This window comes from Streptomyces marokkonensis (assembly GCF_008312835.1).
GTDB classification, from domain to species: Bacteria; Actinomycetota; Actinomycetes; order Streptomycetales; family Streptomycetaceae; genus Streptomyces; species Streptomyces marokkonensis_A.
This window is the reverse complement of the sequence record NZ_VSKS01000007.1, coordinates 235,735-253,827: the sequence shown is the minus strand read 5'-3', so window position 1 is coordinate 253,827 and position 18,093 is coordinate 235,735. Positions and strand designations below refer to the sequence as shown.

Sequence of the window (18,093 nt, the reverse complement as noted above, 5' to 3'; positions counted from 1 at the left end):
CCCATGGCCGTGCCCAAGCGCAAGATGTCCCGCAGCAACACCCGTCACCGCCGGGCCCAGTGGAAGGCGAGTGCGCCCAACCTGGTTCCGGTCACCGTGGACGGTGTGACCTACCGGGTTCCGCAGCACCTCGTACCCGCCTACCGGCGCGGCCTGCTGCGTCCGGAGGGCTGAGCATCCGTGCCGTCGGCGGCGCTCCGTGCGCGACCAGGCTCCCCGGTGAGCCGGGTCTCCAGGCGGTAGCCGACGGTGACGTCGTGGTAGTCCCGGCCGGGGACGACCTTCTCGGGGAGGTGGTCCCGGTCGCTGTGGCTGATCGACTCCCGCTCGCCGGTGCCGGGGAAGCGGACGGCGGTGCGGGGTTCCTCCGCGAAGCGGAGACGTTCGGAGCGGACCGTCGACCTGAACGAGATGTCCCACACCGGGCTGTGCGCTCCCCCGCCTCCCGGGCCCGGGCTCACCCCGGCAGGGGATCGGCCGACACCCTGCGGACCCGGCGCGTCAGCCTTTCAGGGCGGCTCCTCCTCTTCTTCGGCAGCGCGGCGGCGACGGGGCCTCGGTGCCGGCTTCCCGTCCTCGGCGCGCACCCGACGCTTGCGGGTGCCGCTCTGCCCCCGGACGGCAGGGTCCCGGTCCCCGGCTCCCGCCCTGCGTACCGCACTCCGTCCGACCGGTTCCGCCCGGCGTGCGGTGCCCTCGGACGTGCCGGCTGCGTCCGCCACGGCACGGTCGCCTTCCGCAAGCGTCTCCTCCGCCCCTTCGGTCACGTTCCGGGCCTGCCCGGCCGCGCTCCCGGCGACTCCGCCCACCACCTGGCCGGCCTCCCCCACCGCCTCAGGGACCACTTCACCACCGACCTCCTGAACCGCCCTCCCGGCCCCACCGCCCACGTCCTCGACGGCCCTCCCGGCCCCGCGGCCGACGTCCGCGGCCACCGAACCGACGCCACGGCCCACGTCCTCGACGGTTCTCCCGGCTCCGCGGCCGACGTCCTCAACGGCGCGGCCGGCACCGCGGCCGACGTCCTGAACCGCGGTCCTGGCGCCCTCGCCGACGTCCTGGACGGCCCGGCCGGCGCCCGTACCCAACTCGCCGACGGCCTGGCGGGCTCCGCCACCGACGTCCCGCACGGCGGATCCCACGCCCCGTGCCAGCTCGTGCAGGATCTCCGGGTTGCGATCGAGCGTGGTGAGCACCCGATCGATGATCATCGCGACGTTGTCGAGCCGCACCTCGAGCCGGGCCTGTGCCTCCACGCCCGTGATGCCCAGGTGGACTCGGCCGAGGGCGACGTCGGCACCCACGTTCAGCTTCAGCAGATCCAGCACTTCGGCCTGCAGCGAGACATGCGCCCGCAGGTTCTCGACGTCCAGGTCGATCTCGTCGACCTTCAGCACCGGAACGTCCAGATAGACGTCCGGATGCACACCGGCGGCAGCGGCAGCGGCCGCGTCGGCGGCGGTGGCCGTGTCCGCCGTGGCGTAGGGCTCCGGCTCCTCGTCGTGCGGCTCGGGCTCGGCGTACTCGTCGAGGTCCTCGGCGTCGGGCTCGTCGACGTACGGATCGTCCCGTGCCGGGGCGGCCTCGCCGTTCTCGGTGTCGTCGTGCATCACCGCACCTCCCCGGTTCACCGACACTCCCTGTCGTTCCATCTTGCTGCGTCATCAGGATCAGTGCGCGGTCGGAGCCGTCCGGGGCCTCCTGCGGCGCCTGCCGGATCCACTCGGACCGCCGGGGGGCGTCGGGCCGCCGCCCGTCCGTGCTTCGATGAGTTCCGGCCGGCCCGGCAGTCCCTTCTGGTGAGCACCGTAGGACGCGTACGACGCTGCAGGGCCTCCCGCAACGGGCCTGCCCAGCATGACGCCCGACGGAAGCGGCTGCGAGAGGACAAGCGCATGAGCAAGGTGATCTGCGACATCACGGTCTCGGTCGACGGGTACTCGGCCGGGCACGACCAGACGGAGGAACGCCCGTTCGGTGACGACGGCGGCGACGGCTCGGGCAACCGGCTGCACGCCTGGATGTTCGACACCCCCGACGAGAACCGGGCCGAAGTCGACCGGATGGCCGCCGCCAGGGCGTTCATCATGGGGCGCAACATGTTCGGTCCGGTACGTGGCGCGTGGGACCGGCCGTGGAACGGCTGGTGGGGTGACGATCCGCCCTTCCACGCGCCGGTGTTCGTGCTCACCCACCACGCGCGCGAGCCCCAGTCCATGGACGGTGGCACGACGTTCCACTTCGTCACCGACGGCATCACGTCCGCCCTGGCACAGGCACGCGCGGCGGCCGGCGGCGGTGATGTGGCGATCCAGGGGGGAGCGAACACCATCAACCAGTTCCTCGCCGCCGGCCTGGCCGACGAGCTGCGACTGCACGTCGTGCCGTTCACGCTCGGCGCAGGCACGCGCCTGTTCGAGGGCGTCCCGCCACTGGAGCTGGAGCAGGTGTCGTCGCGGTCGGCGAGCCTGGTCACGCACGTGACGTACCGCGTGCTGTCCTCGCGGTGACGGCCGGCATCCGCGGTCTGCCGAACCGGCCGCTACTTGATCAGAGCGTTGGCGGCGATGATCACCAGGCCGATGAGCATGTCGCCGGCCCCGGCACGGAGTGAGGCCGGCCATCCACGGCCCGCGCGACGTGCCGTCCACATCCCGGCCCCCGCCAGGATCAGGGTATTGACCAGCAGGGCGGTGTTCACCGCGTCGCCCTCCGTCCACCAGGAGGGCACCGCGGCCAGCAGGAGGACCACGGTCGGAACCGCCGCCGCGACGACCGGCCACTCGGCGAGCATGGCGCGAAGCCCGACCCCGGCACCACTGTGGTCCGCCGACATCCGGTGCGCGAGAACGTGGGCGTAGCCGTGGGCCGCCGCGGCCGCGACGGCGGTGAACAGGACCCACACCGCGTCGGATCCGGGGTCGGTCTGCTCGTCCGGGGAGTCGAGGGCGGCTGCCAGCGCACTGGCCAGGACCAGGCCGTAGACGCCGCTGATCAGCCGTGGTTCCGGCGGCCGCGAAACCGCCGCCCGAGGGGCGTTCGGCCGGGGGAAACGGTGGGCGCGGTGGTGCATCGCGACGGCCTTCGGTGAGAGGGGCGGAACAAGGGCCGCTCGGCGCCGCAGCGGAGGACCGGGGCCCGACCGCGTACGTGAGCCGTGCTCCCGGCTCAACTTCCGCGACGCGCAGAAGCAACGCCTGATCCGGAAGCCTGCTCCATTTGCCTGACCTGCGGGACGTCGGGCAGGTCTTCCGGCCCCGGACCAGCACGCTCGCGGGGCCGGTCGGCGCTTGACCTCGAGCGAACTTGAGCTTCTAGGTTCGTTCCTCAGCCGCAGGAACCGACCGGCGGTGCCTTTCGAGGAGGTTCGTCATGGCCGAGCGCGCAGCTCACGCCGAGATTCCCGACCGTTACCGCTACGCCGTGATCCCGCACATCATGGTCGACGACGCCCGCGCCGCGATGGCCTTCTACCAACGGGCGTTCGGTGCCCACGAGGACTTCCGGATCGACGCACCGGGCGGCGGGATCCTGCACGCCGAGATCACCGTCGGACGGTCGACGCTGATGCTGGGCGACGCGAGTACGGACGAGGCGGAGGCCGGGGCCTTCGCCGCGCCGGCCTCCCTCGGTGGGGGCACCTCCGTCACCCTGCACGTCTTCGTGCCGGACGTCGACGGCCTGGCGGAACGCGCGGAGGCCGCCGGCGCCGAGATCCTCCAGCCGCCGACGGACATGTTCCACGGTGACCGCACCGTCATCCTCAAGGACCCCTCGGGTCACATATGGGTCTTCCTGACCCACCTGGAGGACGTCTCGGAGGAGGAACTCCGGCGCCGTCTGGCCGCCACCGGCTGACCCCTCACGGCCGGCACATGGCGGAGCAGGCGCGGAGTGCGTGGATGCGCTGAACTCCGCCTTGCTGGGGAGGACTTGGCACATCAGGCGGGTGTCCTCGATACCCGTGGACGGCGGTGGCGCGCTGCCGGAATCCGTTGATTACTCGTCAGTTCCGTCCGAGCGCCCGCCCGGCTTCGCCATCGATTCCCGTTAGAAGTCGCAATCCGGGGATACACGGTTGTCGAAGCGACAGCTACAAGGAGAGTGTGAGATGGGCATCATCGCGTGGATAGTCATCGGTCTGCTCGCCGGGGCCATTGCCAAGGCGCTCATGCCGGGTAAGGACCCGGGCGGGATCATCATCACCATGCTCATCGGTATCGCGGGAGGGCTTCTGGGCGGCTTCCTCGGCAAGGTGATCTTCGGGGTCGACTCCATCGACGGCTTCTTCGACCTTTCCACGTGGATCGCGGCCATTATCGGCTCCGTCATTCTCCTGGCGCTGTACCGGGCGTTCACCGGCCGTGGGCATCGTCGCGGACACGCCCACGCATAACGGCGCCACGGTCGGCGAAAGCCGGCACGGGACATTCCGACGTGCCGCATTCGAGCGCCCCCGTCTTCGGACGGGGGCGCTCGCGTCTGCACGCACGTATTCGACCGGACCGTACGGCCCTCACAAAGTCAGGAGTACTCAATGCGGCTGGAGGGCATGCGGTAGGCGCAGAGTTTTTCCCAAGGAAAGGAGCACAGTCCCATGGCCGAGACTTCGGACGTCGTCGAACTCATCCTCCAGGACCACCGGCGTATGGAGGACCTCTTCCGTGAGATGCGAAGTGTCGAGGCCGACCGGGCCTCCGCGTTGCGCGAATTCGCGGACCTGCTGATCGCGCACGCATTGGCCGAGGAGGCCCAGGTGTACCCCGCCCTGAAGCGGTACAAGAACATCGACGACGAAGAAGTCGAGCACGGAGAGCACGAGCACGACGAGGGGAACAAGGCCCTGCTGGAACTGCTCGAAGTGCGGGAGATCGGCTCCGAGGAGTGGGACACGAAGCTGGAGGAACTCGTCGAGGCCGTGACCCATCACGCCGACGAGGAGGAACGCACCATTCTCAACCAGGCGCGGGAGAACGTGGCGATGGAGCGGCGTGAGGAACTCGGCGCGGCCTTCTGGGAGGAACGTGAGCGCCGGCTGAAGGCCGACTGCGGCTCCGTGGAGAACGTCCGCCGCATCGTCGAGGCCTGATCCTGCGGTCGACGTGGGGGTCGGGCTCCGCCCGTGACCACCGGACGGGCCCGGCCCCCACCCCGCTTCCCCTGCCGCCGCGGGCGCCGACTTCGGGCGCGTGTCCGGCCGGAATCGGGGCAAGCGGTCTCACACGGACCAACCGGTCCGGCGTCCGCACCACTGACTCTGGAGGCATCCACCATGGTCGTCGGCATCGTTGTCGTCTGCGTCGTCATCGCCGTCCTCGCTTTCCTCGTCCCACGCCTGTCGCGACACCCGCAGAACGGAACGCAACGCGTCCTCGGCGTCGGCTCCCGGGCCGGGTCCAAGGCTCCGGGGCCGCTCGGGCGCCTCTTCAGCAAGCCGTTCCGTTCCAGTTCCCGCGCGGTCGGCCGCAGCGGCTCCGCGGGTCGACGGGCGCGCGGACGGCTGCCGTTCTGACCTCCGGAGCACTCAAGCCTCTTGAGGCACACGCCGATTGACGCCGTAAGCCCCTGCCGCCGAACAGAGTTCGGCGGCAGGGGCTTACGGCGTCCGGCTCAGCGGCTGCCGCGGTACTCGTCAAGGCTGGTCGGCCTGTGCGTTCGCCGTTCCTCCCGCCCCGGCCGCGGGGACGCGCGTACCGGCTTCCCACAGGCACCAGGTCGACCACAGCAGCAGGACGAGGAAGACGGCGAGCAGCCCGAGCAGCACCACCGTCTGTCGTGCCGACCCCCCGCCCTGGACCGTGGTCAGCAGCAGACAGGAGGTCCAGGCGACGACACCTCCCGCGTACACGCTCCTGAGCTGTCGCAATTGACTCGTCCTGTCCAACGTCACCCTCCCGGCCGTGGCATCACGCATTGCCCTGCCGGTACCCCCGTCACGCTGCTTCACCGCACGCGATCGCGCCGAAACCGGGGACGCCCCGTCCAGTACGGTCGGACGTGTTCGTCACCCGGCCCCGGGGCGGGTACCGACCCGCAGTGCCAGGAGGGCGACGTCGTCGTCGTTGTCGGGCGGCCGCGTCCTGCTGAGCAGTTCGTCGGTGAAGGTCTCCACCGGCCGGTGGGCCAGGGCGGCGGCATGCCGGCGCAGGCGTTCCAGGCCCTCGTCGATGGGGTGGCTGGGTGATTCGACGAGTCCGTCCGTGTACAGCACGAGGGTGGAACCCAGCGGCAGCGTCTCGGAGGTGTCCGAGCGCGGCCGGTTCGTGCCGGTGCCCAGGAGCATGCCGCTGCCCTCGGCGAGGTAGCGGGCCACGCCCTCACGGGTGACCAGCAGCGGCGGCGGATGGCCCGCGTTGGTCCACTGCATCTCCCACTGCCCGTCCTCGCCCGGTACGAGGGTGGCGAACACGAGCGTGGCCATGGAGACGTCGGTGATGCTGAGCACCGCCCGGTCCACGCGTTCGACGATGCGGCTGGGTGGTTCCTTCTGGGCCCAGGCGTACGAGCGAAGGACGTTGCGCAGTTGGGACATGCCCGCCGCGGCGTCCAGGTCGTGGCCGGAGACGTCGCCGATCACGAGGGCGGTGGCGTCGTCCGCGAGGGCGAAGGCGTCGTACCAGTCACCGCCCACGTGGGAGGCGTCCGGCGCGGGCAGGTAGCGGGAGGTCATCTCCAGCCCCGGCACGCGCGGAAGCTGCGGCAGCAGGTACCGCTGCATGGTTTCGGCCACCTTGCGCTGCCGCTGGTAGAGGCGGGCGTTGTCCAGGGCCAGGCCGGCGCGCCGGGTGATGTCCTCCACCAGTGCGAGATCGGCGGGGGTGAACTTCTCCGGGCGTTCGGACCGGCCCAGGGTCAGGGCCCCGAGGACCTCCCGCAGGCCCCGGATCGGTGCGATGGCTGCCGAGTGCATGCCCGTGGCCTCGAAGAGACGGCGTTGCTCGACCGCGATGCCGGTGTCGGGGGACCGCTCGTACGTCCGCGGTTCGGCGATCGTCGAGGCCACGCCCCGAAGGGCCCGGGACAACGGCATGAGTGATTCGGAGGGCACCGGTGCCATCGGTCCCTCGAGGTCCCGGCGGGACACCGCGGTGCCGTTCTCCATATGCACCACCTTGCTGCGCCACACCTCGTCGCGTTCGCTGATCAGGTCGATCACCGCCCAGTCCGCCAGCCGGGGCAGGACGAGGGACACGAGACGCTGCAGCGCCTCGTCGACGGACAGGGTGGAAGTCAGCTGCGTGGTCATCTCCGCCAGCAGCGCCAGCCGTTCGAGCTCCTGCAGCAGTCCGTCACTCGCTTCGGGCCGTGCCGCGAGGTCGGCGGGCTCGTCCCGGGGCTGGAACAGGACGAGCATGGACGCGTCGTCGCCGCCGAGGTCGACGGGACTGAGCGTCCATGACACGGCCATCAGTGATCCGTCCCCACGTTCGAACCACTCCAGATCGGCCTGGGCCGGACGACCCGCCATGAAGGCCGGCCGCATACGGCACTGCGCCCTGGGAATCGACTCCCCGCGGGCGTTCCGGTGCAGCAGGTCGTGGGCGTCCCCTTTGAGGAGCTGCGCGGCGGGCCGGCCGAGCAGCCCCTCGGCGACGGCGTTGACGGCCACGATGCGGCCCTGCGCGTCCACGACGTAGGCACCCGTGCCGAGCACCGCGAGCATGTCACCGACCGTCTTGCCGGGGATCGCCCCGGCGTGCCCGCCGCCGGGGGCGCGCTCACCACGCGCAGCCGCCATGTCCCCTCCTCGCCTGCCGGTCGGTCAACGGATCGTCCACAGAATTCCACGGCTCCGGGCGCTCGGCTCGGCCATGGCCAGATACCGGAAGGTGGGATGTTCTCTTCAGATCATCACACGTTCAACACTGTGCGGGTGCCCGGGTCGCGCTCTGGACGCCCCCGGGAGGTGTTGCCTGGTCACCGTCAGGACGACTCCACCCTGTGAACCGTGGCCAGGTCGGCGAGGCCGGACACTTCGAGCACCGGTGTCAGGAGTGACGTGGCAATGAGCTGGATGCGATCGGTGTGGGAGAAGAGGACGCTCAGGCCGGCGCTGTCGAGGTACTGGACGGCGGTGAGGTCGATGACGAGAGGACCCTCAGTGGCCGCGATGGCGCTTGCCAGGGCGTCGGTATTGCTCATGTCGATCTCGCCGACGACCGTCAGCTGGGCCGTGCCGTCGGGCCGCCTACCGGGCGTGAGGGTGAGATGCGTGGTCATCAGGCAATCCTCGTGTGCATGTCGACAGTGGTGCCGGCCGCGCCGGAAGTGATGGTGACCTGCTGCATGAGCGCGCGCATGAGCGCCACGCCTCGTCCTCGGTGGGTGTTGATCTCGGGCTGGGGCGCCTTCCAGCGCCCGGAGTCCGTGATGGTCAGGCGCAGAGCGTCGGCCCGGGCTTCGGCACGGAGCCGGATGGCACCGCCGGGAAGGTCCCGGTGACCGTGCTCGATGGCGTTGGCGCAGGCTTCGCCCGACGCCACCAGGACGTTCTGCACCATGCGCGGCGGCAGACCGCACTGGACGAGCCAGCTGCGCAGGGCCTTGCGCACCGGCGCGAGCTGGGACGAATCGGCGGGGAAGGCCACGTCGAGCGGCCCGGGGTGCCGGTAGAGCAGGAGCGCGACGTCGTCGTCGTAGCCGCCGGCAGGCGCGAGCTGGGCCATGACCCGGGTGGCGAGGTCGCCGACAGCGGCGTCGCGGCCGGCCTGGACGGCTTCGCCCGCCTGATGGATGCCGACCGTCAGCGGACGGCGCCTGCGCTCGACCAGCCCGTCGGTGTACAGAAGGAGTGTGGCGCGGGGCGGCACCGTGCAGGTCCCTTCGGGACGGTCGCGGCCGGGCCGCACGGCCAGCGGTACGGACCGTCCTTCGTCGAGGAGACGGACGGCTCCGTCGGGGAGGGCGAGTATGCCCGGCGGGTGTCCCGCGCTGGCATAGGTGAGCCGGCCGGTGTCGGGACTGAGAACACCGCAGAAGACCGTCGTGCTCCTCGCGCCGGGCACGCCGGCGGCGAAGCGGTCCAGTGCCGTCAGGACCTGGCCGGGCGCGGCGTCCTGGAGCAGCAGGGCGCGGCAGGCGCTGCGCAACTGTCCCATCACGGTGGCGGCTTTCAGGCCGCGTCCGACACAGTCGCCGACGACGATCCCGATGCGGCTGTCCGGCAGGGGGACGACGTCGTACCAGTCGCCGCCGACCTCCAGGGGACGGCCGGCGGGTTCGTAGCGGACGGCGAAGCCTTCCGGGAGGTGCGCCGGACCCAGGATGGACCGCTGGAGGGCGAGCGCCGTCTCGCGCTGCTGGTCGATCTGGTGCGCCCTGGCGAGCCCCTGGGCGAGCTGGCCGGCCAGGAGGGACAGCAGCAGCTGGTCCTCACTGGTGAACGGGCGACGGTCCCCGAGGTCGACCCACAGCACCATCGCACCTTCGGGGTGGCTGACGGTGATACCGGCCCCGGTGGGGTCGTCCAGGGGCGTGAGGACGGACTGGCCGAACCACGCGGTGAGCGTGTCGCGCCGCTCGCCGGGCAGGTCCTCCCACCGCAGCCCGGCCCCGGTGGCCGTCACGGTCGGTTGCCGGTCGGGGGTCGAGACGACGGCGAGCACCCGGTCGGCGCGCCAGAGGCTCTTGAGTTCCGCCAGGGCCCCCTCCAGGGCCTCCGTCAGGCTGGTCGCCTGGGTCAGGCGCATGCCCAGGGCCGCCTGGGCGCTCTTGCGCTGGACGGCGTAGTGCTCGGCGGTCACGTCACGGAAGGTACCCACGGTCACCCGGCGCCCGGTGTCCGGGTCCTGCGCCTGGTTAAAGGTGGCCGTCACCCACAGCCGATGTCCGTCACGGTGGGTCACGGGAATCGTGTAGAAGCCCTTGGGGTTGTTCAGGAGCTGGGAGAACGCCTCTTCGACCTGGCGGTGCGCCTCCGCCTCGGTGACGGCGTCGGGCCACCACGGATGGACCGGCCGGTAGGGCAGGCCGTCCGGGGTGAAGCCGAGGATGTCGGTGAAGGCCGCGTTGATCTCGACGACCGCGCCGTCCTCGTCGCAGACGAAGAAGGCCTCCTGGAGGGAGTCGACCAGCGCCGTGCGCCAGCGCGCCTGGTGCGTGCGAAGACGTGACAGCTCGACGTTGGCCCGTACCCGGGCGAGCAGCTCGGCCGCGGCGAACGGCTTGACCAGGTAGTCGTCGGCACCGGCCTGCAGGCCCTCGATGGACGCCTCCTGCCCGGCCCGCGCGGACAGCAGTACCACCGGCACCGACGCGGTCCGCGGATCGGTCCGCAGTGCCGCCACGAGACCGCGGCCGTCGAGGCCGGGCATCATGACGTCGCTGATCACGAGGTCGGGCGCGTCGGCGCGGACCGCCTGCAGCGCCGCCAGGCCGTCCCTCACCGTGTCCACCTGGTACCCCGCGCCGTCCAGCAGGCGGGCGAGGTACTCGCGCATGTCGGCGTTGTCGTCGGCGACCAGCAGGCGCGCGGGGGCGGCACGGACGGAGGCGTCGGCGGCGTCGGCGACCGTCGTCACGGAGCGCGCCTCGGCGGCGGACCCGTCCGGCAGCCAGCGCAGCGCCTCCTGCACGTAGGAGGCGGCGGACGACACCGCACGGCTGTCTTCGGGGGACGCGAGGGCGTCCGGGGGGAGGTGGGCCGTGCCGAACGGCAGGCGGACGGTGAACGTTGTGCCCTCGCCCTCGGTACTGTCCGCGGTGATCGTGCCGCCGTGCAGGCCGATCAGTTCCTTGATCAGGGCGAGTCCGATGCCGCTGCCCTCGCTGGAACGGGAGCGGGCGTTCTCGATGCGGTGGAACCGTTCGAACAGGCGGGGCATCTCCTTCTGGGACACGCCGATGCCCGTGTCGGAGACGGTGACGAGGGCGTGCGTGTCCCGGGCGCGCACGACGACGTCGATCGAGCCCTCGAAGGTGAACTTCAGCGCGTTGCTCAGCAGGTTCAGGACGACCTTTTCCCACATCCCGCGGTCGATGTACACCGGGTCGGGGAGCGGGGGGCAGTCGACGCGGAAGTCCAGACCCGCCTTCTCGACGGCGGACCGGAACACACTGGCCAGGTCGGCGGTGGTCCGGGACAGGTCGACCGGTTCATAACGCGCCTGCATGCGACCGGCCTCGATGCGGGAGAAGTCCAGCAGCGAGTTGACCAGCTTGCCCAGTCGCAGCCCGTTGCGGTGAATGGCCTCCAGTTCCTCGCGCACGCGGGCGTCGGCCCCTGCCAGCTGGGTGCGCAGTTCCTGCACGGGCCCCGTGATCAGAGTGAGCGGGGTGCGCAGTTCGTGGCTGATGTTGGAGAAGAAGGTGGTCTTGGCCCGGTCCAGCTCGGCCAGCTCCTCGGCCCGGCGCTGCTGTTCCTCGTAGCTGCGGGCGCTGGCGATCCCCGCCGCGAGGTGGCTGGCGGTCAGTGCGATGAAGCCGCGGTGGGCGTCGTCCAGCACCCGGTACCGGTTCAGCCCGGCCACCAGGAACCCGTAGGGCGTGTCGCCCTGGCGCGGCAGAGGCAGCACCAGGGCGTGAGTGGGCGGCTCCGGCCAGTGTCCGGTCGGCAGGTCCGTGAACGGGGGCCCGTCGAGCGGCACGAGCACCGACTCGCTGTGCGTCCGTGCCGCCACCGGCCACACGCCGGAACCGTCGGCCGGCAAGGTGGCGGGGCCGGCCGGGTGTCCCGGGGACAGCCCGGTGGTACCGGCCAGACGCGCGGAGCCGTCGGGCCGGAACAGGTAGGTCAGAGTGAAGGGCAGGTCCTTCGTGTTGCGGCCCAGCTGCTGGTCGGCGAAGGACAGCACCTCCTGCTCGGTGCGGACCACGCTGGGGTCGGAGCCGAGGTCGCGCAGGGTCGCCATCCGGCGTTCACCGATGACACGCTTGGTCTCCTCGCTGACCACGCACAGCATGCCGACCACCGCTCCGGAGTCGTCGCGCAGCGGGCTGTAGCTGAAGGTGTGGTACGTCTCCTCCGTGTATCCGGACCGGTGCAGGAAGAGCAGCAGCCCCTCGTCCCAGGTCGCCTCCCCCGTGGTCATCACGGTGTCGATCCGCGGGCCGATGTCCTCCCAGATCTCCGCCCACACCTCACGCGCCGGCCGGCCCAGCGCCCACGGGTACTTGTCTCCGAGCGTGTCGCGCCGGTACGCGGCGTTGCAGAAGAACGTCAGCTCCGGGCCCCACGCCATCCACATGGAGAAGCGGGACGACAGCAGGATGCTGACCGCGGTCCGCAGACTCTGCGGCCACTGGTCCGGGGGGCCCAGCGAGGTCGCCGACCAGTCCACTCCGGCAAGAGCACGGCCGATCTCCTCGTCGACGGCGAGAACATCCGCACCGGGTGCTGCCGCCGGCCCGTGCCCGGCGCCTTCGGAGCGCTCCACTCGACACCCTTTCCTCACGCGCGCGGGGCCGCCGCGTCGATCACGTCCCGGCCCGGACGACTCCGCCTCAACCCCTGTCACGTGTTATCACCGACCACCAGCCGGTACCCGGAAAAGAACAAGAGTCACCATGTGTCACGATCTTCGTGACGTCCATGAGGTGCACGGTCGATCGCCATGAGTTCGTAGGATAAGTCAGTCGGTGGGGCAGGCTCGGACGGAGAGGCACCAGAATCTAGGATCGGGACCAGGATGACGGCAGGCGTCGCAGGGACGCACCGACGTGCTCACCGGGGGACGTACAGCCGGCGGCTCGGCACTCGGCGCGACCGGCCCCTCCCGCTCCACGGCCTCGCCCGGCCCGCACCCGCCCACCTCGAGAACCGCACCAAGGAGAACCCGTGACCGAATCGGACGAAATCTGCTCCGTCACGCCGCGCCGGATTCCGTCGGGCCCTTATGTCGTGGAGGTGGTGGGAGAGCTCGACCATCACACCGCCCACTTCCTGTCCGAGGCCGTCAACGACGCACCGTTCGGCGACGAAGGGGTGGTGCTCGACCTGTCCGGACTGACCTATTGCGACTCCACGGGCATCACGGCGCTCATCACCGCCTACCAGAGGGCGCAGGCCACCGGCTCACCCCTCGGCCTGGCAGGGGTCAACGCGGACCAGATGCGGGTCTTCCAGGTGGTCGGCCTGGACCAGGTGTTCACCTTCCACTCCACCACCGAGGCAGCCGTCACCGCCCTTCAGCGATGACGCCGGGGGCGGGTTTCCCGGTCTCCGGCACGCGAGGGCCGAACCCCGGATGATGAGCGAGGGTGGTGCCCGGTGGGCATCGGCGGTCCGACGCCCACCGGGCTACCCGCGTGTCAGGGCAGGGTCCATTTCTGGTTGGGTCCGGTGTGGCAGGTCCACAGGTGGACCGGCGTCCCGTCGTTCCACGTACCTCCCGAGGCGTCCAGGCACTTGCCCGACTGCGGATTGCGGACCGTACCGTCCGGCTGCGCCGCCCACTTCTGCGCACCCGTCCCGTTGCACGTCCACAACTGGACCCTCGTACCGTCCGCGCTCCCCCCGCCCGAGACGTCCAGACACTTCCCCAGCGCCCTCAGCGACCCGTCCTCCGCAACCGTCCAGCGCTGCGCCGCCGTCGCGTTGCACGTCCAGATCTGCACCTCCGTCCCGTCCGCCGTGCCCGCGTCGTCCACATCCAGGCACTTGCCGCCCACGCCCCTCACCTCACCCGCGCGGGGTTCGGACGGAGATCCGCTCTGCTTGATCCGGATGTTGCGGAAGGCGGCGTCGTCGCCGTCACCGTGGTTCTGGAGGCCGATGTGGCCCTGCTTGAGGCTGCGCGCCGGGTCGGTGTTGGTGAAGTCGTTGATCTTCCGGCCGTTGAGGAAGACCTCGAGCCGTTCCCCGGTGACGCGGATCTCGTACGTGTTCCACTCCCCCGGCGGATTCAGCGCGGCGTCGCGCGCGGCCAGGTCGGCGGACCGGAATCCGTACACGGCGCCCGTGGTGCGGTCGGCCGCGTCGGTGGCGTCGATCTGGATCTCGTAGCCGTTGTTCACCGCCGACCACGGGTCGTCGGACGCCGGGAAGCCCACGAAGACGCCGGAGTTGTCGTCACCGTTCAGTTTCCAGTCCAGCTTCAGCGAGTAGTCGCCGGTGATCTCCTTCGCGTCGTACCAGAGCAGGCCGAGTCCGCCGTGCGAGGTGAGAGTGCCGTCGGCCAGGGTGAAGCCGCCGGGGCCCGCCTGCTTCCAGCCGGTCGTCGCGGTGCCGTCGAACAGGGGCGTGTAGCCGGTCTCCGGGCGGCAGTCGGCCCTGGTGGTGCCGGCGGCCCAGCGGATGCCGCCGAGCAGGTGCCTGCGGAAGACCGGGTCCGCGTAGGACTCCTCGGTGTGGCCGCCACCGGTGTAGAAGGCACGGCCGCCGGCGTAGTCCTTGCACCAGGCGATCGGGTGGTCGCCGGACATGGTTCCGCCGGAGTAGCTGGACTCGTCCAGCGACGCCAGGACGTGGGCGGTGGTGCGGGGGTTGGTGCGGTAGTTGTACCACTCGTCGGTGCGCTGCCAGGTACGGCCGAGGTGCGCGGTGGCGTCGTGCGCCCGGTCCTCGACCTTGACGGTCGCGGGCTGGATGGCGGGGTGGGACTGGAACAACGCGCCGGCCAGTCCCTCGTAGAAGGGCCAGTCGTACTCGGTGTCGGCGGCGGCGTGGATACCGACGTAGCCGCCGCCCGCGCCCATGTACTGCTCGAAGGCGGTCTGCTGGGCCGGGCCCAGGACGTCTCCCGTGGTCGAGAGGAAGACCACGGTCCGGTACTGGGCGAGGTTGGCGGTGGTGAAGGCCGCGGGGTCCTCGGTGGCGGTGACGGTGAAGTTGTTCGCCGTCCCGAGGTCGCGCAGGGCCGTGATGCCCTCGTCGATCGAGGAGTGGCGGAAACCCGCCGTCCGGGAGAAGACGAGGATCTCGTACGCCGGGTCGGCCGCCGTGGTGGCCGGGCGGTCCGGGACCTGTGCGGCGTGGCCGGGGGCAGGTGCGCCGCCGGGCAGGGCCGTGGCCTGGGGTGTCAGGCAGAGCAGGGCGCCGGCACACAGGGTGAGCGTTGTCCTGATCAGGGTGTGCATCGTCGGTCGCCTCCTTTCTACGGCAGGGTCCACTTCTGGTTGGGGCCGGTGTGGCAGGTCCACAGGTGGACCGGCGTCCCGTCGTTCCACGTACCGCCCGAGGCGTCCAGGCACTTGCCCGACTGCGGATTGCGGACCGTACCGTCCGGCTGCGCCGCCCACTTCTGCGCACCCGTCCCGTTGCACGTCCACAACTGGACCCTCGTACCGTCCGCACTCCCCCCGCCCGAGACGTCCAGACACTTCCCCAGCGCCCTCAGAAACCCGTCCTCCGCAACCGTCCAGCGCTGCGCCGCCGTCGAGTTGCACGTCCAGATCTGCACCTCCGTACCGTCCGCCGTGCCCGCGTCGTCCACATCCAGGCACTTGCCGCCCACGCCCCTCACCTCACCCGCGCGGGTGCCGCCGGTGGAGGTGGTGAAGGAGAACTCGTCGACGTCGAACAGGGCGCCGCTGCCGCCCTTGAAGACGAGGTACAGGGTGGTGGTGCCGGCCGGAAGGCCGCTCAGGGACGCCGTGACGTCCTGGAAGGTCTCCCATCCGCCGGTGACCGGCACGGTGGCCGTGCCGAGCAGGGTGCCCGCCGGGGAGCCGGCGCGGACCTCCAGGGTGCCGCCGGTGCCCCCGGAGGAGACGCGGGCGGTGAAGCCGGTGGCGTTGTCGAGGCTGTAGGGCGTGAAGGACACCCAGTCGCCGTTGTGGATCTCGCCGACCGTCCTGCCGCCGTGCGCGGGTGTGTGGTTGACGACCTGGACGCCGGAGGAGTCACCGTAGTGTTCGGCCTGCCGGTGGCTGGGCTGGGTGATGTGCTGGTCGTGGGCGGTGAGCGCCGGCTGCCCGTTCGCTCCCTTGTCGGTGTACTCGGCGTCGATGACGCCGAAGATGTTGGCGTTGGGGTCGTGCTCGCCGTCCGCGAGGGTCTGCAGGGTGCCGGTGCAGCCGGTGGCGGAGGTCTGCGGGTGGCCGTGACTGTCGTGGCCGATGATGAAGGTGACCTTCACCCTGGCGCAGTCGATCGCGCCGTCCTCCGGGTCGGTGACCGTCACCTTGAAGGGGATGGCGGCGCCGAAGTCGTAGATGCGTCCGTCGGCGGGTGTGTCGAGCCGCACGGTCGGGGCGGTGTTGCCGACGGTGATCTGCACGGAGGCCGTCGCGGACCTGCCGGACGGGTCGGTGACCTTCAGCGTCGCCGTGTACTGCCCGTTGGTGGTGTAGGTGTGGGACGGGTCGGCGGCGGTGGAGGTGGCGCCGTCGCCGAAGGTCCAGGCGTGGCCGAGCGTGTCGCCGTCGGGGTCGGAGCTGCCGGCCGAGGAGAAGGCGACGGTGAGGGGCGCGGTGCCGGAGGTGGTGTTCGCCTTGGCCTGGGCCACCGGGGCGCGCCCGCCGGTCACGTGCTCGATGCGGTAGAGGGCCGAGTTGGCGTCGCCGTTGAAGTAGCCGGTGCCGTAGTCGAGGACGTAGAGGGCGCCGTCCGGGCCGAAGGCCATGTCCATCACCTGGGTCCCGCTCCAGGGGAAGGAGTTGATCGACTGCACGGCTCCGTCGCCGCCGGCCTCGATCCGCTTGATCCAGCGGCGGCCGAACTCGCCGGCGAAGAAGTCGCCGTCGTACTCGGCGGGGAACTTCACCTCGGAGGTGGAGCCGGCGTCGTACCGGTAGACGGGGCCGCCCATGGGTGACTCGGATCCGTTGCCGAACTCGGGGACGGAGCCGCCGTCGTAGGGGATCCAGGCGGGCTGGGCGGGCGGCAGGTCGGTCAGTCCGGTGTTGCGCGGCGAGGTGTTCCGCGGCGCGGAGCAGGTGAAGGCGGAGCCCGAGGCACCGGAGCCGAAGTCGTAGTCGACGTAGGCGTTGTTCTTGCCGGTGCAGTACGGCCAGCCGAAGTTGCCCGCCTTGGTGATGCGGTTGAACTCGACCTGTCCGCCGGGGCCGCGGGCAGCGCTGGCGGTGCCCGCGTCGGGGCCGTAGTCACCGACGTAGACGGTGCCCGTGGCCTTGTCGACGCTCATCCGGAAGGGGTTGCGGAAGCCCATCGCGTAGATCTCGGGCCGGGTCCTGGCGGTGCCGGGCGCGAAGAGGTTGCCCGCCGGGATGCTGTACGTCGCGTCGGGGTTGACCTTGATGCGCAGGATCTTGCCGCGCAGGTCGTTGGTGTTGCCCGAGGAGCGCTGGGCGTCGTAGGCGGGGTTGCGCGAGGCACGCTCGTCGATGGGGGTGTAGCCGTCCGAGGCGAAGGGATTGGTGTCGTCACCCGTCGACAGGTAGAGGTTGCCCGCCGCGTCGAAGTCGATGTCGCCGCCGACGTGGCAGCACAGGCCGCGGGAGGCGGGCACGTCGAGGATCTTCTTCTCGCTTGCCGGGTCCAGGGTTCCGTCGGTCCTCAGGACGAACCGGGAGAGCCGGTTGACGCCGTCGAACGGGGCGAAGTCGGATGCCGTTCCGTCGGCCGGGGCGTCGCCGGCCGGGGTGGTCAGCTTGGGGGCGTAGTAGAGGTAGACGAAGCGGTTGGAGGAGAAGCCGGGGTCGGCGGCGACGCCTTGCAGGCCCTCCTCGTCGTGGCTGTAGACGTCCAGCTTGCCCGCCACGGTGGTGGTGCCGGCCGCGTCGGTCAGTCGCAGGGTGCCGTCGCGCGAGGTGTGCAGCACCGAGCGGTTCGGCAGCACGGCCAGGGTCATGGGCTCGCCCATTTCGGCCACGCCCTTGGCGAGGGTGACCTGCTGGAAATCCTCGGCCGCCGCGGCGTCGGCCGCCCCGCGCGGTCCGGCCGGCGCCTCGGGGGCGGTGGCCGCGGCGGCCGGGCCCAGGGGCAGTGCCAGGCTCGCGGCGCAGGCCATGGCTGTCAGCAGTGTGCGGATACGTCTGTGTCCGAGCGGTCTCGTGCGCACGGAAGTCTCCAGAATCATGGGGGTGGCGGCAGGCACGGGGGCCTGCCGTGAGGAGTACGGGCGCGCGCCGTCGCGCCGTCGAACACCGGCCCGTCACCGTGACCAGGGTCATGACCGGTTCATTTCAAGGAAGTTAGCGGGACTCGCCCGAACGCGTAACCCCTTTCGCGCACAGTCCCTCGTCTTCTTCCTC

General features: G+C 71.0%; 16 protein-coding genes. 7 read left to right on the top strand and 9 right to left on the bottom strand.

The window, feature by feature from the left end; translation table 11 throughout:
- Positions 1–3: 3 nt before the first annotated feature.
- Positions 4–174 (top strand): 50S ribosomal protein L32, encoded by a 171-nt coding sequence (gene rpmF / locus F1615_RS15070; RefSeq protein ID WP_149549476.1) that lies wholly within the window; start codon positions 4–6, stop codon positions 172–174.
- Here the strand turns inward: rpmF and F1615_RS15065 are convergent.
- Complete coding sequence (locus F1615_RS15065) at positions 141–422, bottom strand: hypothetical protein (RefSeq protein ID WP_208818317.1); 282 nt, start codon at positions 420–422, stop codon at positions 141–143. The genes rpmF and F1615_RS15065 overlap by 34 nt on opposite strands.
- 87 nt (positions 423–509) lie before the next feature.
- Complete coding sequence (locus F1615_RS15060; RefSeq protein WP_149549475.1) at positions 510–1,610, bottom strand: hypothetical protein; 1,101 nt, start codon at positions 1,608–1,610, stop codon at positions 510–512.
- A gap of 285 nt (positions 1,611–1,895) precedes the next feature.
- Between F1615_RS15060 and F1615_RS15055 the strand changes: the two genes are divergently transcribed.
- A complete protein-coding gene (locus F1615_RS15055) occupies positions 1,896–2,510 on the top strand; it encodes a dihydrofolate reductase family protein (RefSeq protein WP_149549571.1) in 615 nt (204 codons plus the stop codon).
- Positions 2,511–2,542: 32 nt separating this feature from the next.
- On the opposite strand, the gene F1615_RS15050 is transcribed toward F1615_RS15055, so the two are convergent.
- On the bottom strand, positions 2,543–3,073 hold the full coding sequence (locus F1615_RS15050; RefSeq protein ID WP_149549474.1) for a hypothetical protein: 531 nt from the start codon (positions 3,071–3,073) through the stop codon (positions 2,543–2,545).
- Positions 3,074–3,372: 299 nt separating this feature from the next.
- Between F1615_RS15050 and F1615_RS15045 the strand changes: the two genes are divergently transcribed.
- The 4 genes from F1615_RS15045 to F1615_RS36300 all read left to right on the top strand — a co-directional run bounded on the left by F1615_RS15045 (position 3,373) and on the right by F1615_RS36300 (position 5,512).
- Positions 3,373–3,858 carry a VOC family protein gene (locus F1615_RS15045; RefSeq protein WP_149549473.1) on the top strand — a complete coding sequence of 162 codons (486 nt, stop codon included), beginning with the start codon at positions 3,373–3,375 and terminating at the stop codon, positions 3,856–3,858.
- 253 nt (positions 3,859–4,111) lie between these two features.
- Complete coding sequence (locus tag F1615_RS15040; RefSeq protein WP_149549472.1) at positions 4,112–4,396, top strand: GlsB/YeaQ/YmgE family stress response membrane protein; 285 nt, start codon at positions 4,112–4,114, stop codon at positions 4,394–4,396.
- Positions 4,397–4,597: 201 nt separating this feature from the next.
- Entirely contained in the window at positions 4,598–5,089 is a 492-nt protein-coding gene (locus F1615_RS15035; protein WP_149549471.1) for a hemerythrin domain-containing protein, read from the top strand.
- A gap of 183 nt (positions 5,090–5,272) precedes the next feature.
- Positions 5,273–5,512, top strand: a complete 240-nt coding sequence (locus F1615_RS36300) for a DUF6411 family protein (RefSeq protein WP_149549470.1) — start codon at positions 5,273–5,275, stop codon at positions 5,510–5,512.
- Between the two features lie 120 nt (positions 5,513–5,632).
- Here the strand turns inward: F1615_RS36300 and F1615_RS15025 are convergent, their stop codons facing one another.
- The 4 genes from F1615_RS15025 to F1615_RS15010 form a co-directional block, all read right to left on the bottom strand.
- Positions 5,633–5,866 (bottom strand): hypothetical protein, encoded by a 234-nt coding sequence (locus F1615_RS15025; RefSeq protein WP_149549469.1) that lies wholly within the window; start codon positions 5,864–5,866, stop codon positions 5,633–5,635.
- A 138-nt stretch (positions 5,867–6,004) separates the two neighbouring features.
- Positions 6,005–7,738: a SpoIIE family protein phosphatase gene (locus tag F1615_RS15020; RefSeq protein ID WP_149549468.1), complete on the bottom strand. Its 1,734-nt coding sequence runs from the start codon at positions 7,736–7,738 to the stop codon at positions 6,005–6,007.
- A 185-nt stretch (positions 7,739–7,923) separates the two neighbouring features.
- Positions 7,924–8,220 carry an STAS domain-containing protein gene (locus F1615_RS15015; protein ID WP_149549467.1) on the bottom strand — a complete coding sequence of 99 codons (297 nt, stop codon included), beginning with the start codon at positions 8,218–8,220 and terminating at the stop codon, positions 7,924–7,926.
- Positions 8,220–12,374: a SpoIIE family protein phosphatase gene (locus F1615_RS15010; RefSeq protein ID WP_149549466.1), complete on the bottom strand. Its 4,155-nt coding sequence runs from the start codon at positions 12,372–12,374 to the stop codon at positions 8,220–8,222. The genes F1615_RS15015 and F1615_RS15010 overlap by 1 nt, the downstream gene beginning before the upstream one ends.
- A 401-nt stretch (positions 12,375–12,775) precedes the next feature.
- Here F1615_RS15010 and F1615_RS15005 point away from each other — a divergent pair, with 401 nt between their 5' ends.
- Positions 12,776–13,135 (top strand): STAS domain-containing protein, encoded by a 360-nt coding sequence (locus F1615_RS15005; protein ID WP_149549465.1) that lies wholly within the window; start codon positions 12,776–12,778, stop codon positions 13,133–13,135.
- A 113-nt stretch (positions 13,136–13,248) separates the two neighbouring features.
- Here the strand turns inward: F1615_RS15005 and F1615_RS15000 are convergent, their stop codons facing one another.
- Positions 13,249–15,015 (bottom strand): lectin, encoded by a 1,767-nt coding sequence (locus F1615_RS15000; RefSeq protein WP_149549464.1) that lies wholly within the window; start codon positions 15,013–15,015, stop codon positions 13,249–13,251.
- 17 nt (positions 15,016–15,032) lie between these two features.
- Complete coding sequence (locus F1615_RS14995) at positions 15,033–17,918, bottom strand: lectin (protein ID WP_425385640.1); 2,886 nt, start codon at positions 17,916–17,918, stop codon at positions 15,033–15,035.
- Positions 17,919–18,093 lie beyond the last annotated feature (175 nt).

Excerpts from the sequence above, each read along its gene's own strand:
- rpmF (WP_149549476.1), top strand. The coding sequence starts at position 4 with ATGGCCGTGCCCAAGCGCAAGATGTCCCGCAGCAACACCCGTCACCGC.
- F1615_RS15060 (WP_149549475.1), bottom strand. The coding sequence starts at position 1,610 with ATGCACGACGACACCGAGAACGGCGAGGCCGCCCCGGCACGGGACGAT.
- F1615_RS15055 (WP_149549571.1), top strand. The coding sequence starts at position 1,896 with ATGAGCAAGGTGATCTGCGACATCACGGTCTCGGTCGACGGGTACTCG.
- F1615_RS15050 (WP_149549474.1), bottom strand. The coding sequence starts at position 3,073 with ATGCACCACCGCGCCCACCGTTTCCCCCGGCCGAACGCCCCTCGGGCG.
- F1615_RS15045 (WP_149549473.1), top strand. The coding sequence starts at position 3,373 with ATGGCCGAGCGCGCAGCTCACGCCGAGATTCCCGACCGTTACCGCTAC.
- F1615_RS15040 (WP_149549472.1), top strand. The coding sequence starts at position 4,112 with ATGGGCATCATCGCGTGGATAGTCATCGGTCTGCTCGCCGGGGCCATT.
- F1615_RS15035 (WP_149549471.1), top strand. The coding sequence starts at position 4,598 with ATGGCCGAGACTTCGGACGTCGTCGAACTCATCCTCCAGGACCACCGG.
- F1615_RS36300 (WP_149549470.1), top strand. The coding sequence starts at position 5,273 with ATGGTCGTCGGCATCGTTGTCGTCTGCGTCGTCATCGCCGTCCTCGCT.
- F1615_RS15020 (WP_149549468.1), bottom strand. The coding sequence starts at position 7,738 with ATGGCGGCTGCGCGTGGTGAGCGCGCCCCCGGCGGCGGGCACGCCGGG.
- F1615_RS15015 (WP_149549467.1), bottom strand. The coding sequence starts at position 8,220 with ATGACCACGCATCTCACCCTCACGCCCGGTAGGCGGCCCGACGGCACG.
- F1615_RS15000 (WP_149549464.1), bottom strand. The coding sequence starts at position 15,015 with ATGCACACCCTGATCAGGACAACGCTCACCCTGTGTGCCGGCGCCCTG.
- F1615_RS14995 (WP_425385640.1), bottom strand. The coding sequence starts at position 17,918 with ATGATTCTGGAGACTTCCGTGCGCACGAGACCGCTCGGACACAGACGT.